The sequence below is a fragment of the Lonsdalea quercina subsp. quercina genome (genome assembly GCF_000688695.1).
Taxonomy (GTDB): domain Bacteria; phylum Pseudomonadota; class Gammaproteobacteria; order Enterobacterales; family Enterobacteriaceae; genus Lonsdalea; species Lonsdalea quercina_D.
Map to the genome: position 1 here is coordinate 263,811 of NZ_JIBQ01000003.1, position 15,149 is coordinate 278,959.

A 15,149-nucleotide genomic window follows, 5' to 3' on the forward strand; every position below is an offset into this window, starting at 1 on the left:
GTCGGCGAGCGCCGTAAATCCGGTCAAGGCGCAGAGGGAGCCTGACTGATGATGCTCCTTCCCACACGGTCAGACCTCTGCACGTGTGGGGAAGGGGACGGGATGATGATCTATTGCAGCGTGCCGTTTAACGCCGCCTGCACTTCGCTCGGGGAATAGGCCTTCAAATTGTATTTTTCCAACAGCTGCTGGTATTCCGGCGACTTGATGACCGTCTGGACGGCGGTATTCAGACTGCTGAATTTCTCTTGGTTGCCTTTTTTCACGCCCAGTCCAATCAGAATCGGATAGACGATGCCGCTGCTGACCGTCAGTTTTTGGGTTTTTTGGGCGACGTCGAAAGCCACCGCCGCATCGTCAAACTGAACGTCTACCGCGCGCGACAGTACAGCCTGACTGGCTTCGGGCGCGGTGGGGAATTCCCGGATATCGATAGGTTTTAGCCCTTTATCCACGCACAGCGTCTTGGAGCCCTGCGACATTTTTAACACCCACGCCGCCCCGCTGATTGAACTGACTTTTTTACCGCATAGCATGCCGAGTTCCGTCGGTTGAAACGGGTCGCCTTTTCTCGCGATCAGGACGCCGCCGGTTTTGACGTAGGGAATAAAATCTATCTGTTTGGCGCGTTCGGGCGTGATGTAAAGTGAAGAGGCGATGACGTCAAATTTGCCTGTATTCAGACCCATAATGAGGTTAGCGAAGCGTGTATCGATAAACTCGGGTTTGGTGTTGAGTTCTGTGGCCACGAGCTGGATGAACTCGGCATCGAACCCTGCGGGCTTGTGATTATCAAGATAGTTGTAGGGAGGATAGGTGAGGTCGGCGCCGACTTTCAGCGGTGCGGAAAAAGCCGGGGCGTTCGCCAGGGCGCCGAGTGCGGCGCAGAGATACAGTGCCTTTCTGAACGTGAAAAAAGCGGAGTTGAACGGTTTTTTCCCAGTCATATTGATTTCCTTATTGTGCGGTAAGCCAGCCTGCTGTGTGGGTGCGATTCCTATTTGTTAAGCATATACCGTGCCATTTTCCCGCAACGGTGCTCAGTGCGGCTCCTTTGCCTGCGATACGGCCGACGAAGAGCGACAACACAGCGCCTGTGGTTAGGGATTGTTAAGAAAAATTAATTAATCCGGTGTGCGGCGATCCTCGGTGCGTCGGGCACGCAGGGGAGAGGGAATGACGTCTCTCTCCGCCGTATCGTGCAAATGAGCTGTACTTGGAGGAAGGGGAGATGTCTCTTCGTTGTGCGTCTGCACAAAGGCAGTGCATAGGATGGTGCAACGGCTGGACAAGGAAAAGGTGCCTGAATTAACGGGTTTTTTGGCCTGATGGGGTAGGGCCGCCCCTCGATAGACGGGGGCGTTTAACGTTTAGTCGCGAGGAGGCGATGGGAGCATCGCCTTGGTCAGCACAGGGGTGTTAGACCGACGCCGAAGCCGTATCGAGCCACTGCTCCAGCGTTTTGCGGTTGGTCTGTTTGTTGTCGATTTTGACATAAGCGCTGAGCTCGTGGGGCACGATGATGACTTCGGCGACGCCCGGCAAGTCGCGCATTCTTTGCTCGAGCTGGGGGCTTTGCAGCGCTTGATCAGACAGGGTAATCCGCAGGCTGCTGAGATAAGGCGGTTCCTGCATCGTAAAGCTGAGTATCAGCCAGCCTAGCGCGATGATAGCGCCGGCGCTGAAGACCAACGCGGCGCCGTGCAGGTCGAACAGCGCGCCGCCCAGACTGCCGCCAATCGCAACGCCGATAAACTGCGTGGTGGAGTAAACCCCCATGGCGGTGCCTTTATACCCGGCTGGGGCCTCTTTACTGATGAGTGAAGGCAGCAAGGCTTCCATCACGTTGAATCCCAGCAAAAACAGTTGAATACCGATGATGATCCGCCATAGCTGGCTGGCATCCGCACTCAGCAGTACCAGTTCGGCGGCAATAAGAATGACGATGCAGAGGATGAATACCTGCTTCATGCGGCGCTTCAGCTCGGCATAAATGACAAAAGGCACGACGGCGACGAACGAAATCAGCATCGTCGCCAGATACACTTTCCAGTGATCCTGCGGCGGAAGTCCAGCTTGCTCCATTGCTCGCGGCAGCGCGACGAAGCTCGACATCAGCAGAATATGCAGGCACATGATGCCGATGTTCAGCTTTAGCAGTCGGCTATTCGCCAACACCTTTCTAACGCTGCCGCGTACAATCGCCGACTCACGATTAAGGACATGCTGGGAGGCGTTCGGGATAAACGCGATCGTGATGATTATTGCGATGACGGAAAGAATCGCGATACCCCAGAAGAGCGCATGCAGACCCAGAGCATGGGTGACGATAGGTCCGACTACCATCGCAATGGCGAAGGTGATCCCAAAGCTGACGCCGATGAATGCCATCGCTTTGGTGCGGTTCTGTTCACGCGTCAAGTCCGACAGCAAGGCCATTACCGCGGCGGAGATCGCCCCCGAGCCTTGCAGGGCTCGGCCAAGAATGATGCCCCAGATAGTGTCGCTGAGGGCGGCGATGACGCTACCGGCGGTGAACATCAGCAGGCCGCCGACGATGAGTGGTTTGCGGCCGATGCGGTCCGACATCAGCCCGAATGGGATCTGGAAAAGCGCCTGCATCAGGCCGTAGATACCGATGGCGACGCCTATCAGGAATTCGCTGGCGCCCTGCAAGGCCATACCGTAAGTGGTTAACACCGGGAGGACCATGAACATGCCCAGCATGCGAAGTGAAAAGACCGTGCCCAGTCCCCAGGTGGCCCGTAACTCGGCAGGCGTCATTCGGTTATCGTTCATCTATACCTCGGATGTTTTTCTGGCGCTATTTTAGAGCCTTGAACGCACGCGCGTAAATGTGCGTTTTGTTACCTGATTTGGCGGAGTGGGGGAGAAATAAAAAAACAGACGGCATGCCGTCTGTTTTTTTCTGATAGCAGGCGCGTCGTTAACGCAGGTAGGTCAGCATCGCGTCCTGAGCCGGGGTGATGGAGTCGATTGACATCATCACGCTCAGCGAGGTGATGGCGACAATCGAGAACACGAACAGCTTTTTGGCCCAAAGGCGATCGTCGTTCAGGTTTTTATACCCGGACAGCGCCATGCCCAGCCACCACAGGCTCACCGCCGCCGCAACGACCAGATATTTATACCCGGCGTAGCCGCCCAGGGAGAGCATCAGAGTAGCGATCATAAACGCCAGAATGTACAGCGTAATATGATGCTTCGCGACGGAGATCCCTTTCACCACCGGCAGCACTGGAATATTCGCGGCCTGATAGTCTTTAAAGCGGAAGATGGCGATAGCGTAAGAGTGGGGCATTTGCCACAGGCTGAAAATCAGCAGCAGGATCAGCGCGCCAGCGTCGAACTGGTTGCTGACGGCGCAGTAGCCGATGACCGGCGGAGCCGCGCCAGACAGGCTGCCAATCAGCGTGCCGTAGACAGAATGCCGTTTCATGTAGAGGCTATAGACGCCGACATAAACAACGAAGCCAATCACCGCCAGCCACATGGCCAGCGGATTGGCGGCGACATACAGTAAGGCAAAGCCCGCAATACCCAGCAGCGCGGCATAGGCCAACGTCACCTTCAGCGAAATCAGCCCTTTCACCAGAACGCGGTTTTTGGTCCTCTCCATTTTTTTGTCGATATCGCGGTCGATCACGTTGTTGAAAACGCAACCGGAAGCCACGACCAGCGACACGCCGAAGAGTGTCGCTATAAACAGGGGATAATCAATGCTGCCGTTGGCCGCGAGTAAAAATCCCCCGATGACAGAAATCAGGTTGCCAAAAATAATGCCCGGCTTGGTGACCTGTAGGTATTGCTTAATCATCATGGTGACGGTCCAGTTACTGAATCATCATGTTGTGATGGGTGTTCCACATAATCCATATAGAACCCCCAACTACAATCGCGATAATCAGGGCGGTAAAGACAAGCGCGACAACGTTCCAGCGCTCTTGCGACGACGTGTTCAGGTGCAGGAAGTACACCAGATGGACCAGAATCTGTACGACGGCGCAGCCGACCACGGTCAGCATAATGATGTGCGTCGCCGCGGCGCCGGTCATCACCATCGCGAAGGGGATCACGGTGAGGATGATCGACAGGATAAAGCCGGTCAGATAGGACTTGACGGTGCCGTGGCTGGCACCCGCACTGTCATGCGTAGAATGGCTCATTACATCGCCCCCATCAGGTAAACAACGGTGAAGACGCAGATCCACACCACGTCCAGGAAATGCCAGAACAGGCTGAGGCACATCAGGCGGGTTTTATTGGTCGCGGTCAGACCGCGGCGTGAGACCTGAATCATCATGATAACCAGCCAGATCAAACCGCTGGTGACATGGATACCGTGCGTGCCGACCAGAGCGAAGAAGCCGGATAGGAATGCGCTGTGATCCGGTCCGTATCCTTCCGCAATCAGGTGATGGAACTCATAAAGTTCCATACCGATGAAGATCAGACNAAACAGGAACGTCATCGCCAGCCACTGGTTAACCCGCGACTTATCGCCCTTGTTCATGGCGATCATCGCCATGCCATAGGTGATGCTGCTGAACAGCAGGGCAAAGGTTTCGACCAGTACGAACGGCAGTTCGAAGATCTCTTTGCCCGTCGGGCCGCCGGCGACGCCATCGACCAGGACGGCGTAGGTGGCGAACAGCGAGGCGAACAGGATACAGTCGCTCATCAGGTAGATCCAGAAGCCGAAAACTTTCGTCGCTCCCGCATCGTGATGCCCATGCTCTGCATGGGCGGTATTCGTGTGACTCAAAGTATCAGTGGACATTTTTCACGCCTGCCTTGCTGAGTTTCTCGAAATTTGCGTTTTCTATGCGCTCGATTTCTTCCACGGGAACGTAGTAGTCCACGTCCTGATTGAAACTGTGCACAATCCAGGTCGCTATCATGCCGACGAAACCGACAGCGGCGAGCCACCAGATGTACCAGATCATGGCGAAACCGAACACCAGGGCGAAGGCAGAGATGACCAGGCCCGCGGCAGTGTTCTTAGGCATATGAATCTCTTCATAGCCGCCGTTCGGTCGGCGATAGGCCTCGCCCTTCTCTTTCTCTTCCCAGAATGCATCACGGTCATGAACCTGCGGGACGACCGCAAAGTTGTAGAACGGGGCAGGGGAGGATGTCGCCCACTCCAGTGTACGCGCATCCCATGGGTCGCCGGTCAGATCGCGGTTCTGTTCGCGGTCGCGGATACTGACGACGAACTGAATCAGCTGGCACAGGATACCCAGCGCGATCAGTGCGGCACCGGCGGAAGCGACCAGCAATAGCGGGTGGAATTCCGGATTGATCTGCTGGCTCAGGCGGCGAGTCATGCCCATGAAGCCCAGCGCATAAAGCGGCATAAAGGCGACAAAGAAGCCGATAATCCAGCACCAGAAGGCACGCTTACCCCAGGTTTCGTTCAGGGTGAAGCCGAAGGCTTTCGGGAACCAGTAGGTGATCCCTGCGAAGCAGCCGAACACCACGCCGCCGATAATGACGTTATGGAAGTGGGCGATCAGGAACAGACTGTTGTGCAGCACGAAGTTCGCGCCCGGTACGGCCAGCAGTACCCCGGTCATCCCGCCGATAGAGAAGGTGATGATGAAGCCGATGGTCCACAGCATCGCCGAGTTAGGCTGAATACGGCCCTGATACATGGTGAACAGCCAGTTGAAGATTTTCACCCCGGTCGGGATGGAAATAATCATGGTGGCGATGCCGAAGAAGGCATTCACGTTCGCGCCAGACCCCATCGTAAAGAAGTGGTGCAGCCACACGATAAACGACAGCACGGTGATGGCGATGGTCGCCCACACCAGAGACGTATAGCCGAACAGCCGTTTACGGCAGAAGGTTGCGGTCACTTCGGAGAACACGCCGAAGACCGGCAGCACCAGGATGTACACCTCAGGATGGCCCCAGGCCCAGATGAGGTTGATATACATCATCATGTTGCCGCCCATATCGTTGGTGAAGAAATGGGTGCCCAGATAACGGTCCAACGTCAGTAACGCGATGGTGACCGTCAGGATGGGGAATGCGGCGATGATGAGAACGTTGGTGCACAGTGACGCCCAGGTGAACACCGGCATCTTCATCATGCTCATGCCGGGCGCGCGCATTTTCATGATGGTGGCGAAGAAGTTCACGCCGGTCAGCGTGGTGCCCAGCCCGGATATCTGCAGACTCCATATCCAGTAGTCGACCCCGACGCCGGGACTGTACTCCTTACCCGAAAGGGGAGGATAGGCTACCCAACCTGTCTGAGCGAATTCGCCCACGCCCAGCGAGATATTGACCAGGATGACCCCGGCGACAAACATCCAGAAGCTGAGTGAGTTTAGGAAAGGGAAGGCAACGTCACGAGCACCGATTTGCAGCGGAACGACCAGGTTCATCAGGCCGACCACGAACGGCGTCGCCACGAAGAAAATCATGATCACGCCGTGCGCGGTAAAGATCTGGTCGTAGTGGTGAGGAGGCAGGAAACCTGCTTCACCTGCCGAGGCCAGCGCCTGTTGAGTACGCATCATGATGGCGTCGGCGAAGCCACGCAGCATCATCACCAGCGCGACGATGACATACATGATGCCGATTTTTTTATGGTCAACGGACGTGAACCATTCAGTCCACAGCCATTTCCATTTACCAAAATAGGTAATCAGGGCCAGCAGCGCTAGCCCACCTAGAATGATTGCTGCCACGGTGACCATGATAATAGGTTCATGGTACGGAACCGCATCAAGAGTTAATTTTCCGAACATCGTATTATCCCTCGGCTCCTTTAATGAGAGGAGTGCTCGCTCATGTCCATGCCTTCATGAGACTGCATGCCTTCATCTTTCGGCGCGCTTTCCGCATGGTGCTGCATGTGCATTTCGTTGCCAGTAAATTTAGTAATCACCTGTCGGAACAGGTTCGGCTGTACCTGCGAGAAGTACTCGACGGGATGGTATTCACTAGGGAGTGCCAGTTTTTCAAATTCGCCCATGTTGCTCAGCGTATGGGAAGACTGACGCACCGTATTCACCCACTGGTCAAACGCCTCTTGATTCGGCGTCGCGATAGCGGTGAATTTCATGCCGGAGAAACCTTTGCCGCTGTAAGCACCGGAAATACCGTCGTATTTGCCGGGTTCATTCGCAATCAGGTGCAACTGCGTCTGCATACCGGCCATGGCGTAAATCTGCCCGCCGAGGCGAGGGATGAACAGCGAGTTCATGACGGAGTCAGAGGTGATTTTGAACGAGACGGGAACGTTGGCCGGGAAGGCAAGTTCGTTCACGCTGGCAATACCCAGATCCGGATAAATAAACAGCCATTTCCAGTCAAGCGATACGACTTCGACGTTGATAGGTTTGACGTCGGAATCCAACGGTTTGTAGGGATCAAGCTGGTGGGTTGTCTTCCAGGTGATGGTAGCGAGGATGACGATGATGATGATGGGTACCGTCCAAACAACGGCTTCGATCTTGTTGGAGTGTGACCAGTTTGGCGTGTATTTAGCCTTATCGTTGGAAGCTCTGTACTTCCTGGCAAATACGATCGTCATAATGATCACGGGGATGACAACGATCAACATCAGCCCGAGGGCAGTCAGTATTAGCGAACGTTGTTCAAGCCCAATTTGTCCTTTGGGGTTCATCAGTGCCATATCACAGCCGTTAAGGAGCAGGGTGGCTGCAAATAAAGAGAACATCCCCAAAAATTTATTGTATTTCCTGAGTCTCATCTAGCGACCTCAATGACAAGGGGCTCTATCTATTATTTCACGCGAGCGGGCATTTTACGGGAAGGTTACCACACTGTAAACATGATTAAAGTGTTGTCAGTGGCTTGTTGCTCTGATTCTCTCTTTGTGTCACCAATGTGGTAGTTTGTAAAAAAATATATTAAAAAACAGTGGGTAATAGTTTCTTCAGGGAATGGCATGTCCGTATGGAAAATGACAACGCGTCCTCAAAAATTATCGTGCCACTGTTATTAAGGTCTAGTGCGAGATGACGGTTTGTCAAAGTAAAAAGTCAGGAAAAAAGGAGATGACGACGGCCGAAAAACGACAATCATGCGAGGGCGGCTGTGGATAACCTTGGTCGTTGGATATGAGTAATAAGGAAGGAATAGGCTGCTGTGACACAGCCCATGTGTTTTGTTTACGTTCGTTTGAGCGATAGGTAATCCAAGAGACTACCCAGAGTGAGTCCGATCGCGGCCAGCGCCACGCCCACGGTCATTAACGTTTCAGCCGCGGATACGCTTTGCAGCCATCCTAGTCCGAACATACCCCAAATCGCCGCGCCGAGCGCGAAGCATGCGGCGCCGGAAAACAGCGTACGTACTGCCAGCTTATATCCGCGCGAGTATGCGCTTCGCGGCAGAAAATCTTCGTGAGTCTGGGTGTATTCCAGCGTGCGGCGGCACAGTAAGAGCAGCAGCAGACCGGGGAAAGAGATCCCGACAGAGAACAGATAGAACCAGGCCCAGCCGTAATCCTCGACGAACCAACCGGCCAGCGGACCGACATAAACTCGGCCCACGGAGGCCAGAGCGGACAACAGGGCGAACTGTGTGGCGGAGAACGACTTGTTGCACAGGGCCATCAGCAGAGCGACAAACGCCGCCGTCCCCATACCGCCGCACAGGTTTTCGATGAAAATGGCGGCGCCCATAGAGAATAAATGCTTGTCCGTGATCGCCAACAGCCAGTAGCCCGCATTGGAGACGGCCTGCAATAGCCCGAAAATCATCAGCGCCCGAAAAAGCGACCAGCGCTGCATCAGTATTCCGCCGTATAACGCGCCGACGATGGTGGCGAAGAGGCCGAGCGTTTTATTGATAAGGCCGACATCGCCAGCATCAAAGCCCACGCCGCGAATAAGGAACGTGGTGCTCAGGCTGACTGCGAAGGCATCGCCGAGCTTATAAAAAATAATCAGCAGCAGAATCAGCCAGGCGTTATTACGACCGAAGAAATCCCGCAGCGGCGCCATCACGGCCTGCTCCAGTGAGCGCGGCGCAGGCTGGGTATTGTCCGGCTCCGGGGCCAGCCAGGTCGCCAGCGTACACAGCAGCATCAGACCCGCCATCAGCCAATAGGTTGACTGCCAACCCAGCAGGCGGTCGGCAATCCACAGCGCCAGCCCGCCGGAGACCAGCATCGCCAGCCGATAGCCCAGCACGGAGACCGCAGCCCCACTGCCGCGCTCCTGTGGAGGCAATAAATCTGTTTTATAGGCGTCGAAGACAATGTCCTGGGATGCGGAGAAGAAAGCGATAACGACGGCAAGCGCCGCCAGCCACCAAAGATCCTTCGCGGGGGTTAATGTCCCGATGGCCGCGATGGCCGCCACGAGGCCCAATTGCGTGAGCAGCAGCCAGCCGCGACGTCGACCGAAGAAAGACGGCGTATAGCGATCCATCATCGGCGACCATAGGAATTTAAAGACATAGGCTTGGCCGACCAGNGAAAAGAAGCCGATGGTTTTGAGATCGACGTTTTCCACGGTCATCCAGGCTTGGAGCGTGCCGGAGGTCAATGCCAGAGGGAGGCCCGAGGCAAAACCCAGAATGAGCAGGATCAGAGAATTACGTTGCTTGAAAAGCGTGTGGAGCTGACTAGGCATGCAACATCCTTTTGCTTGCCCCGGTGACGGGGCAAGGGGAACTGCGTAAAATTAGCGTGCGTTGGTCTTGATGAATTCGTTGACGCTGGTGTCTTGCGCCATGTCGCTGATGACATCGCCTAACACCTGATTCACCGCGGTGGTGATCTTGTTGTTGGTGGCCGTCAATGCGCCTTGAACATTGTAGGTGGAACGGTAGTTTTTGACCTGCTTATTGCCGTTCGCGGCCTGCGCGATGATCGAAATATCCGCTTTGGTGGTGATGGTGTAACGCAGGTTGCCTTCAGTGACGTCCGCATAGAGCGTGTTCACCACGATCTGCAGCGCGACCGGACCGCCGGTGCCAATCATGTAGCCGCGTGCGGACATCTGCTTCTCTAACGCTTCCTGCAACAGGAAACGCAGATCGCGTGAGGGGACCAGCGTCACTAACTGACTGTCGCGGTTCACTTTGGCCAGCGCCTGATCCTGACGCTGATCGGCTCCGTTAATGCTGATTGTCACGCCCATCAGGCTAGGATCCTGAGAAGGCAACGCGATGTTAGGGTTGATATTCAGCGTATTACCTTTGCCTGCGCAGCCCGCCAGCGCCATGATGGCGAGCAGCGGAAAAATAAATTTTTTAAACATGCGAATGTTCTCAGTAATAATAAGAAAGTTAATCGTTAAAAACGCGCGATATCATACCAGTGCCTCAGGCAAGAGAAAGAGCGGAGAATCGCTCGCGTCGCAAGTTCTTCGCCTGTAGGACAACCGATTCTGTTTTTATCACAACTTCCCGAAGAAAAGATATGCCACACCCTGTCGGAGTCCCCTTCGCACCGGCATTAGCGGATTATTCTGCATGCTGTTGCCCTGTGAAAACATAGCGCGGTATCGTCGCCAGCGAGAGAAAATTCCCGTGATCGCTCACACCGGTCATGTAAAAATGGCGCCTAACTTGCCCGGTTCCCAAACTCTTATTTAAGGTTAATCCATGATCCGTGAAACCATTGAATCCAAGCTGCACGCCGGATTGGCGCCGGAATACCTTGAGGTCATCAACGAAAGCCATCGCCATCGGGTGCCCGCGGGGTCGGAGAGCCATTTCAAAGTGGTGTTGGTCAGCGATCTTTTCGAAGGTAAACGCCTGATTCAGCGCCATCGCGCGGTCTACGAGCTGCTGACTGAGGAGATGGCCGGCGCCGTGCATGCGCTCGCGCTGTACGTTTACACTCCGCAGGAGTGGCGCGATCAGCACCAAACCGCCCCTACATCACCGGCCTGCGGCGGCGCGGGAATCGACCGTTAACGCCGGTGATGGTACGGCGTAAAGCCTCCCTGAGCACATTCGAAACCGGTCATTCACCTTGCGGCAATACGCTGGTGACTCTCCTCGACTCGGTCAGCCTATGCCGCTATAATGCCGCGTCTTATTTTTCCTGAATGTATTCGGGACGCTTCTGACTACAAGGAACGGGTCTGGTTCGCGAGGCCGTCCTGGTGATGTGAGTCTGTGATCAGAAAGCTTGCCTTCGGGCGCTTTGTGAAAACGGCTTTTGAGGTTGACCGAGCACTGTGATTTTTTGAGGTAACAAGATGCAAGTTTCAGTTGAAACCACCCAAGGCCTTGGGCGCCGCGTAACGATTACCGTTGCTGCTGACAGCATCGAGAATGCTGTTAAGAGCGAGCTGGTCAACGTGGCAAAAAAAGTTCGTATCGACGGCTTCCGTAAAGGCAAAGTGCCGATGAATATCGTTGCTCAGCGTTATGGCGCTTCCGTGCGTCAGGACGTGCTGGGCGACTTGATGCAGCGTCAGTTTGTTGATGCGATCATCAAGGAAAATATCACTCCTGCTGGCGCGCCGAAGTATGTTCCGGGCGAGTACGATGCGGGATCTGATTTTACCTACAGCGTTGAGTTTGAAGTGTATCCAGAAGTAGAACTGAAAGGTCTGGATAGCATCGAAGTCGAAAAACCGCTGGTGGAAGTTAAAGACGAAGACGTCGACGCCATGCTGGACACCCTGCGTAAGCAGCAGGCGACTTGGAAAGAGGTTGAGCGCGCAGCAGAAGCTGAAGACCGCGTAACCATCGACTTCAGCGGTTCTGTCGACGGCGAAGAGTTTGAAGGCGGCAAAGCCTCTGACTTCGTGCTGGCGATGGGCCAGAACCGTATGATCCCGGGCTTCGAAGACGGNGTTGTCGGCCACAAGGCGGGTGAAGAGTTCACTATCGAAGTCACCTTCCCGGAAGACTACCACGCTGAAAACCTGAAGGGTAAAGCCGCTCAGTTCGCTATCGTACTGAAAAAAGTCGAAGAGCGTGAGCTGCCGGAACTGACTGCTGACTTCATCAAACGTTTCGGCGTTGAAGATGGTTCTGTCGCCGGTCTGCGTACCGAAGTGCGCAAAAACATGGAGCGTGAGCTGAAATCCGCTGTGCGTAACCGTGTGAAAACTCAGGTTATCGACGGTCTGGTTGACGCTAACGATATCGATGTTCCGGCTGCGCTGGTCGACGGTGAAATCGACGTACTGCGCCGTCAGGCTGCACAGCGTTTCGGTGGCGATGAAAAACAGGCTCTGGAACTGCCGCGCGAGCTGTTTGAAGCTCAGGCTAAACGTCGCGTTGTTGTCGGTCTGCTGCTGGGTGAAGTCATCAGCACCAATGAGCTGAAAGCCGATGAAGACCGCGTTACCGCGATGATCGACGAAATGGCCGCTGCCTACGAAGATCCGCAGGAAGTGGTTGAGTTCTACAAAAAGAACAAAGAAATGATGAACAACATGCGTAACGTCGCTCTGGAAGAGCAGGCGATTGAAACGCTGTTGTCTCAGGCTAAAGTGACTGAGAAAGAAGTTGGGTTCAACGATCTGATGAACCAGACTAACAACGCGTAATCGCGTTAACCTTTCGAGGTTGTCAGTCTGATAATGCCCGCAGTTTTAACGCTGCGGGCTTTTTTTTCTGCCTGATTATGTGACGGTTTCTCCTGAAATTACGACTGCTAAGCATTTATTTGCACTATCATTAATCTTAGCCGTGAACCGAATCCTCAGCGCTTCTTTCAGAGTAATGCCGGGTTAATCGAAAATAATCGGTGGTGTAAGCTTGAAAATCGACACAAGACGCCCAATTGTCCGATAATTGATGACGTATCGCTGGATATTCTGAGGGCTCGAGGTAGGGCAACCACACAGGGTCTGGACGTGGTTTTCACTTCGTATCTCAAGTAGAATCGGGCAATATGCGCCAAATGCATTTTATCTAGGAGACGTTGATGTCATACAGTGGCGAACAAGTAAAACAGGCTCCGCATATGGCCCTGGTGCCAATGGTCGTAGAGCAGACTGCACGTGGGGAGCGTTCTTACGACATCTATTCCCGCTTATTAAAAGAGCGTGTGATCTTCCTGACTGGTCAGGTCGAAGACCATATGGCGAACCTGATCACGGCCCAGATGCTGTTCCTGGAAGCTGAAAATCCTGAGAAAGACATTTATTTGTACATCAACTCGCCGGGCGGGGTGATCACTGCGGGAATGTCCATCTACGACACCATGCAGTTCATCAAGCCGGATGTAAGTACTATTTGTATGGGACAGGCGTGCTCAATGGGGGCGTTCCTGCTGACTTCCGGTGCGGAAGGCAAACGTTTCTGCCTGCCGAACTCGCGCGTTATGATTCACCAGCCGCTGGGCGGTTATCAGGGACAGGCGACGGATATTGAAATTCACGCCAAAGAAATCCTAAAAGTGAAGTCACGGATGAATGAACTGATGGCTAAACATACGGGACGGTCTCTTGAAGAAATAGAAAGAGACACGGAACGTGACCGTTTCCTCTCTGCCGATGAGGCAGTAGACTACGGATTAGTCGATTCTGTATTGACTCATCGCGACTAAATCCATTTGATGATGGTCGCTCTATATAGCTGTAGACGGTGTTCGGCCGATAGTCTTTTGTGCGAGTGTGATTGCGCTTATTGGCTATAAAATAGTGGCGTTCGCTGTGGCGCTATCGCTGTATGGTTAGCCTGCGGGCAAGAGACTAAAGAAGAGGTTTACTGATGACAGATAAGCGCAAAGACGGTTCAGGAAAGTTGCTGTACTGCTCTTTCTGCGGCAAAAGCCAGCACGAGGTTCGTAAGCTGATTGCCGGGCCGTCAGTGTATATCTGCGATGAATGTGTTGACTTGTGTAACGACATTATTCGCGAAGAGATTAAAGAAGTGGCCCCGCATCGTGAACGCAGTGCGTTGCCGACCCCGCACGAAATTCGTCATCACCTTGACGATTACGTGATTGGTCAGGAGCAGGCCAAGAAAGTTCTGGCCGTGGCCGTATACAACCACTACAAACGTTTACGCAACGGTGACAGCAGTAACGGCGTTGAGCTGGGCAAAAGCAACATCCTGCTCATCGGCCCCACCGGTAGCGGTAAAACCTTGCTGGCAGAAACACTGGCTCGATTCCTTGACGTGCCTTTCACCATGGCTGATGCCACGACGTTGACCGAAGCGGGTTACGTGGGCGAAGACGTTGAGAACATCATCCAGAAACTGCTGCAGAAATGTGATTACGACGTACAGAAAGCGCAGCGCGGCATCGTTTATATCGATGAAATCGACAAAATTTCCCGTAAGTCGGATAACCCGTCGATTACGCGTGACGTTTCTGGCGAAGGCGTGCAGCAGGCCCTGCTGAAGTTGATCGAAGGGACCATCGCCGCTGTTCCGCCTCAGGGCGGTCGTAAGCATCCGCAGCAGGAGTTCCTGCAAGTGGACACCTCGAAGATCCTGTTCATCTGCGGCGGCGCGTTCGCGGGATTGGATAAGGTTATCGAGCAGCGAACAGACACCGGTCGCGGTATTGGCTTCAATGCGACGGTAAAAGGTCTTTCGCAGAAGGTGACCGAAGGCGAGTTGCTGGGGCAGGTAGAGCCGGGCGATCTGATCAAGTTTGGTCTGATTCCTGAGTTTATCGGTCGTCTGCCGGTAGTGGCGACGCTGAAAGAGCTGGATGAAGCGGCGCTGATTCAGATTCTGCGTGAGCCGAAGAACGCGCTGACCAAGCAGTATCAAGCGCTGTTCAAACTCGAAGGCGTTGAGCTGGAGTTCCGTGACGACGCGCTGACGGCCATTGCGAAAAAAGCCATGGCGCGCAAGACCGGAGCACGTGGCCTGCGTTCCATCGTGGAAGCGGCACTGCTGGAAACTATGTACGAACTGCCTTCTCAGGACAGTGTGGATAAAGTCGTGATCGACGAATCCGTCATCGCGGGTCAATCCGAACCGCTCCTGATCTACGGCAAGCACGAAGCGCAACAAGCCTCTGGCGAATAATTCGCCTAAAAATCATCATCGAAGAACAAAATGGGGGGTGTTAGCCCCCCATTCCTTTTTCAGCGCGATCTATCGTTGAATGTAGGATATTTATCCCCATATACTCGAATACCTAGAGGCGAAACCGTGAAGAGCCTGTTTCACGAGATTCCCTTAACCTGGCGGAAATGAAACTAAGA

Annotated in this window: 13 protein-coding genes; 4 read left to right on the forward strand and 9 right to left on the reverse strand. The window is 54.1% G+C overall.

Annotated elements, in window-relative coordinates:
* Positions 1-110: 110 nt before the first annotated feature.
* The 9 genes from SB13_RS02450 to SB13_RS02490 all read right to left on the reverse strand — a co-directional run bounded on the left by SB13_RS02450 (position 111) and on the right by SB13_RS02490 (position 10,274).
* Positions 111-947 carry an ABC transporter substrate-binding protein gene (locus SB13_RS02450; protein WP_081821815.1) on the reverse strand — a complete coding sequence of 279 codons (837 nt, stop codon included), beginning with the start codon at positions 945-947 and terminating at the stop codon, positions 111-113.
* A 472-nt stretch (positions 948-1,419) separates the two neighbouring features.
* Entirely contained in the window at positions 1,420-2,799 is a 1,380-nt protein-coding gene (locus SB13_RS02455; RefSeq protein ID WP_026738825.1) for an MFS transporter, read from the reverse strand.
* 148 nt (positions 2,800-2,947) lie between these two features.
* The gene (gene cyoE, locus SB13_RS02460; RefSeq protein WP_026738826.1) at positions 2,948-3,838 is read right to left on the reverse strand and encodes a heme o synthase; all 891 of its coding nucleotides are present in this window, start codon (positions 3,836-3,838) and stop codon (positions 2,948-2,950) included.
* Between the two features lie 16 nt (positions 3,839-3,854).
* Positions 3,855-4,187 (reverse strand): cytochrome o ubiquinol oxidase subunit IV, encoded by a 333-nt coding sequence (locus SB13_RS02465; RefSeq protein ID WP_026738827.1) that lies wholly within the window; start codon positions 4,185-4,187, stop codon positions 3,855-3,857.
* Entirely contained in the window at positions 4,187-4,801 is a 615-nt protein-coding gene (locus tag SB13_RS02470; RefSeq protein ID WP_026738828.1) for a cytochrome o ubiquinol oxidase subunit III, read from the reverse strand. The genes SB13_RS02465 and SB13_RS02470 overlap by 1 nt, the downstream gene beginning before the upstream one ends.
* Positions 4,791-6,785, reverse strand: coding sequence for a cytochrome o ubiquinol oxidase subunit I (cyoB, locus tag SB13_RS02475; protein ID WP_026738829.1), 1,995 nt, complete (start codon positions 6,783-6,785; stop codon positions 4,791-4,793). Before cyoB ends, SB13_RS02470 begins: the two co-directional genes overlap by 11 nt.
* Positions 6,786-6,805: 20 nt before the next feature.
* Positions 6,806-7,753: a cytochrome o ubiquinol oxidase subunit II gene (gene cyoA / locus SB13_RS02480; RefSeq protein WP_026738830.1), complete on the reverse strand. Its 948-nt coding sequence runs from the start codon at positions 7,751-7,753 to the stop codon at positions 6,806-6,808.
* A 421-nt stretch (positions 7,754-8,174) separates the two neighbouring features.
* Positions 8,175-9,644: a muropeptide MFS transporter AmpG gene (ampG, locus tag SB13_RS02485; RefSeq protein WP_026738831.1), complete on the reverse strand. Its 1,470-nt coding sequence runs from the start codon at positions 9,642-9,644 to the stop codon at positions 8,175-8,177.
* 51 nt (positions 9,645-9,695) lie between these two features.
* Positions 9,696-10,274 carry a lipoprotein gene (locus SB13_RS02490; protein WP_026738832.1) on the reverse strand — a complete coding sequence of 193 codons (579 nt, stop codon included), beginning with the start codon at positions 10,272-10,274 and terminating at the stop codon, positions 9,696-9,698.
* Between the two features lie 346 nt (positions 10,275-10,620).
* Between SB13_RS02490 and bolA the strand changes: the two genes are divergently transcribed.
* The 4 genes from bolA (at position 10,621) to clpX (ending at position 14,970) form a co-directional block, all read left to right on the forward strand.
* The gene (bolA, locus tag SB13_RS02495) at positions 10,621-10,935 is read left to right on the forward strand and encodes a transcriptional regulator BolA (protein WP_026738833.1); all 315 of its coding nucleotides are present in this window, start codon (positions 10,621-10,623) and stop codon (positions 10,933-10,935) included.
* A 287-nt stretch (positions 10,936-11,222) separates the two neighbouring features.
* Positions 11,223-12,527 carry a trigger factor gene (tig, locus tag SB13_RS02500; RefSeq protein WP_026738834.1) on the forward strand — a complete coding sequence of 435 codons (1,305 nt, stop codon included), beginning with the start codon at positions 11,223-11,225 and terminating at the stop codon, positions 12,525-12,527.
* A gap of 380 nt (positions 12,528-12,907) precedes the next feature.
* Positions 12,908-13,531: an ATP-dependent Clp endopeptidase proteolytic subunit ClpP gene (gene clpP / locus SB13_RS02505; protein WP_026738835.1), complete on the forward strand. Its 624-nt coding sequence runs from the start codon at positions 12,908-12,910 to the stop codon at positions 13,529-13,531.
* A gap of 164 nt (positions 13,532-13,695) precedes the next feature.
* Positions 13,696-14,970, forward strand: coding sequence for an ATP-dependent protease ATP-binding subunit ClpX (clpX, locus tag SB13_RS02510; RefSeq protein ID WP_026738836.1), 1,275 nt, complete (start codon positions 13,696-13,698; stop codon positions 14,968-14,970).
* Positions 14,971-15,149 lie beyond the last annotated feature (179 nt).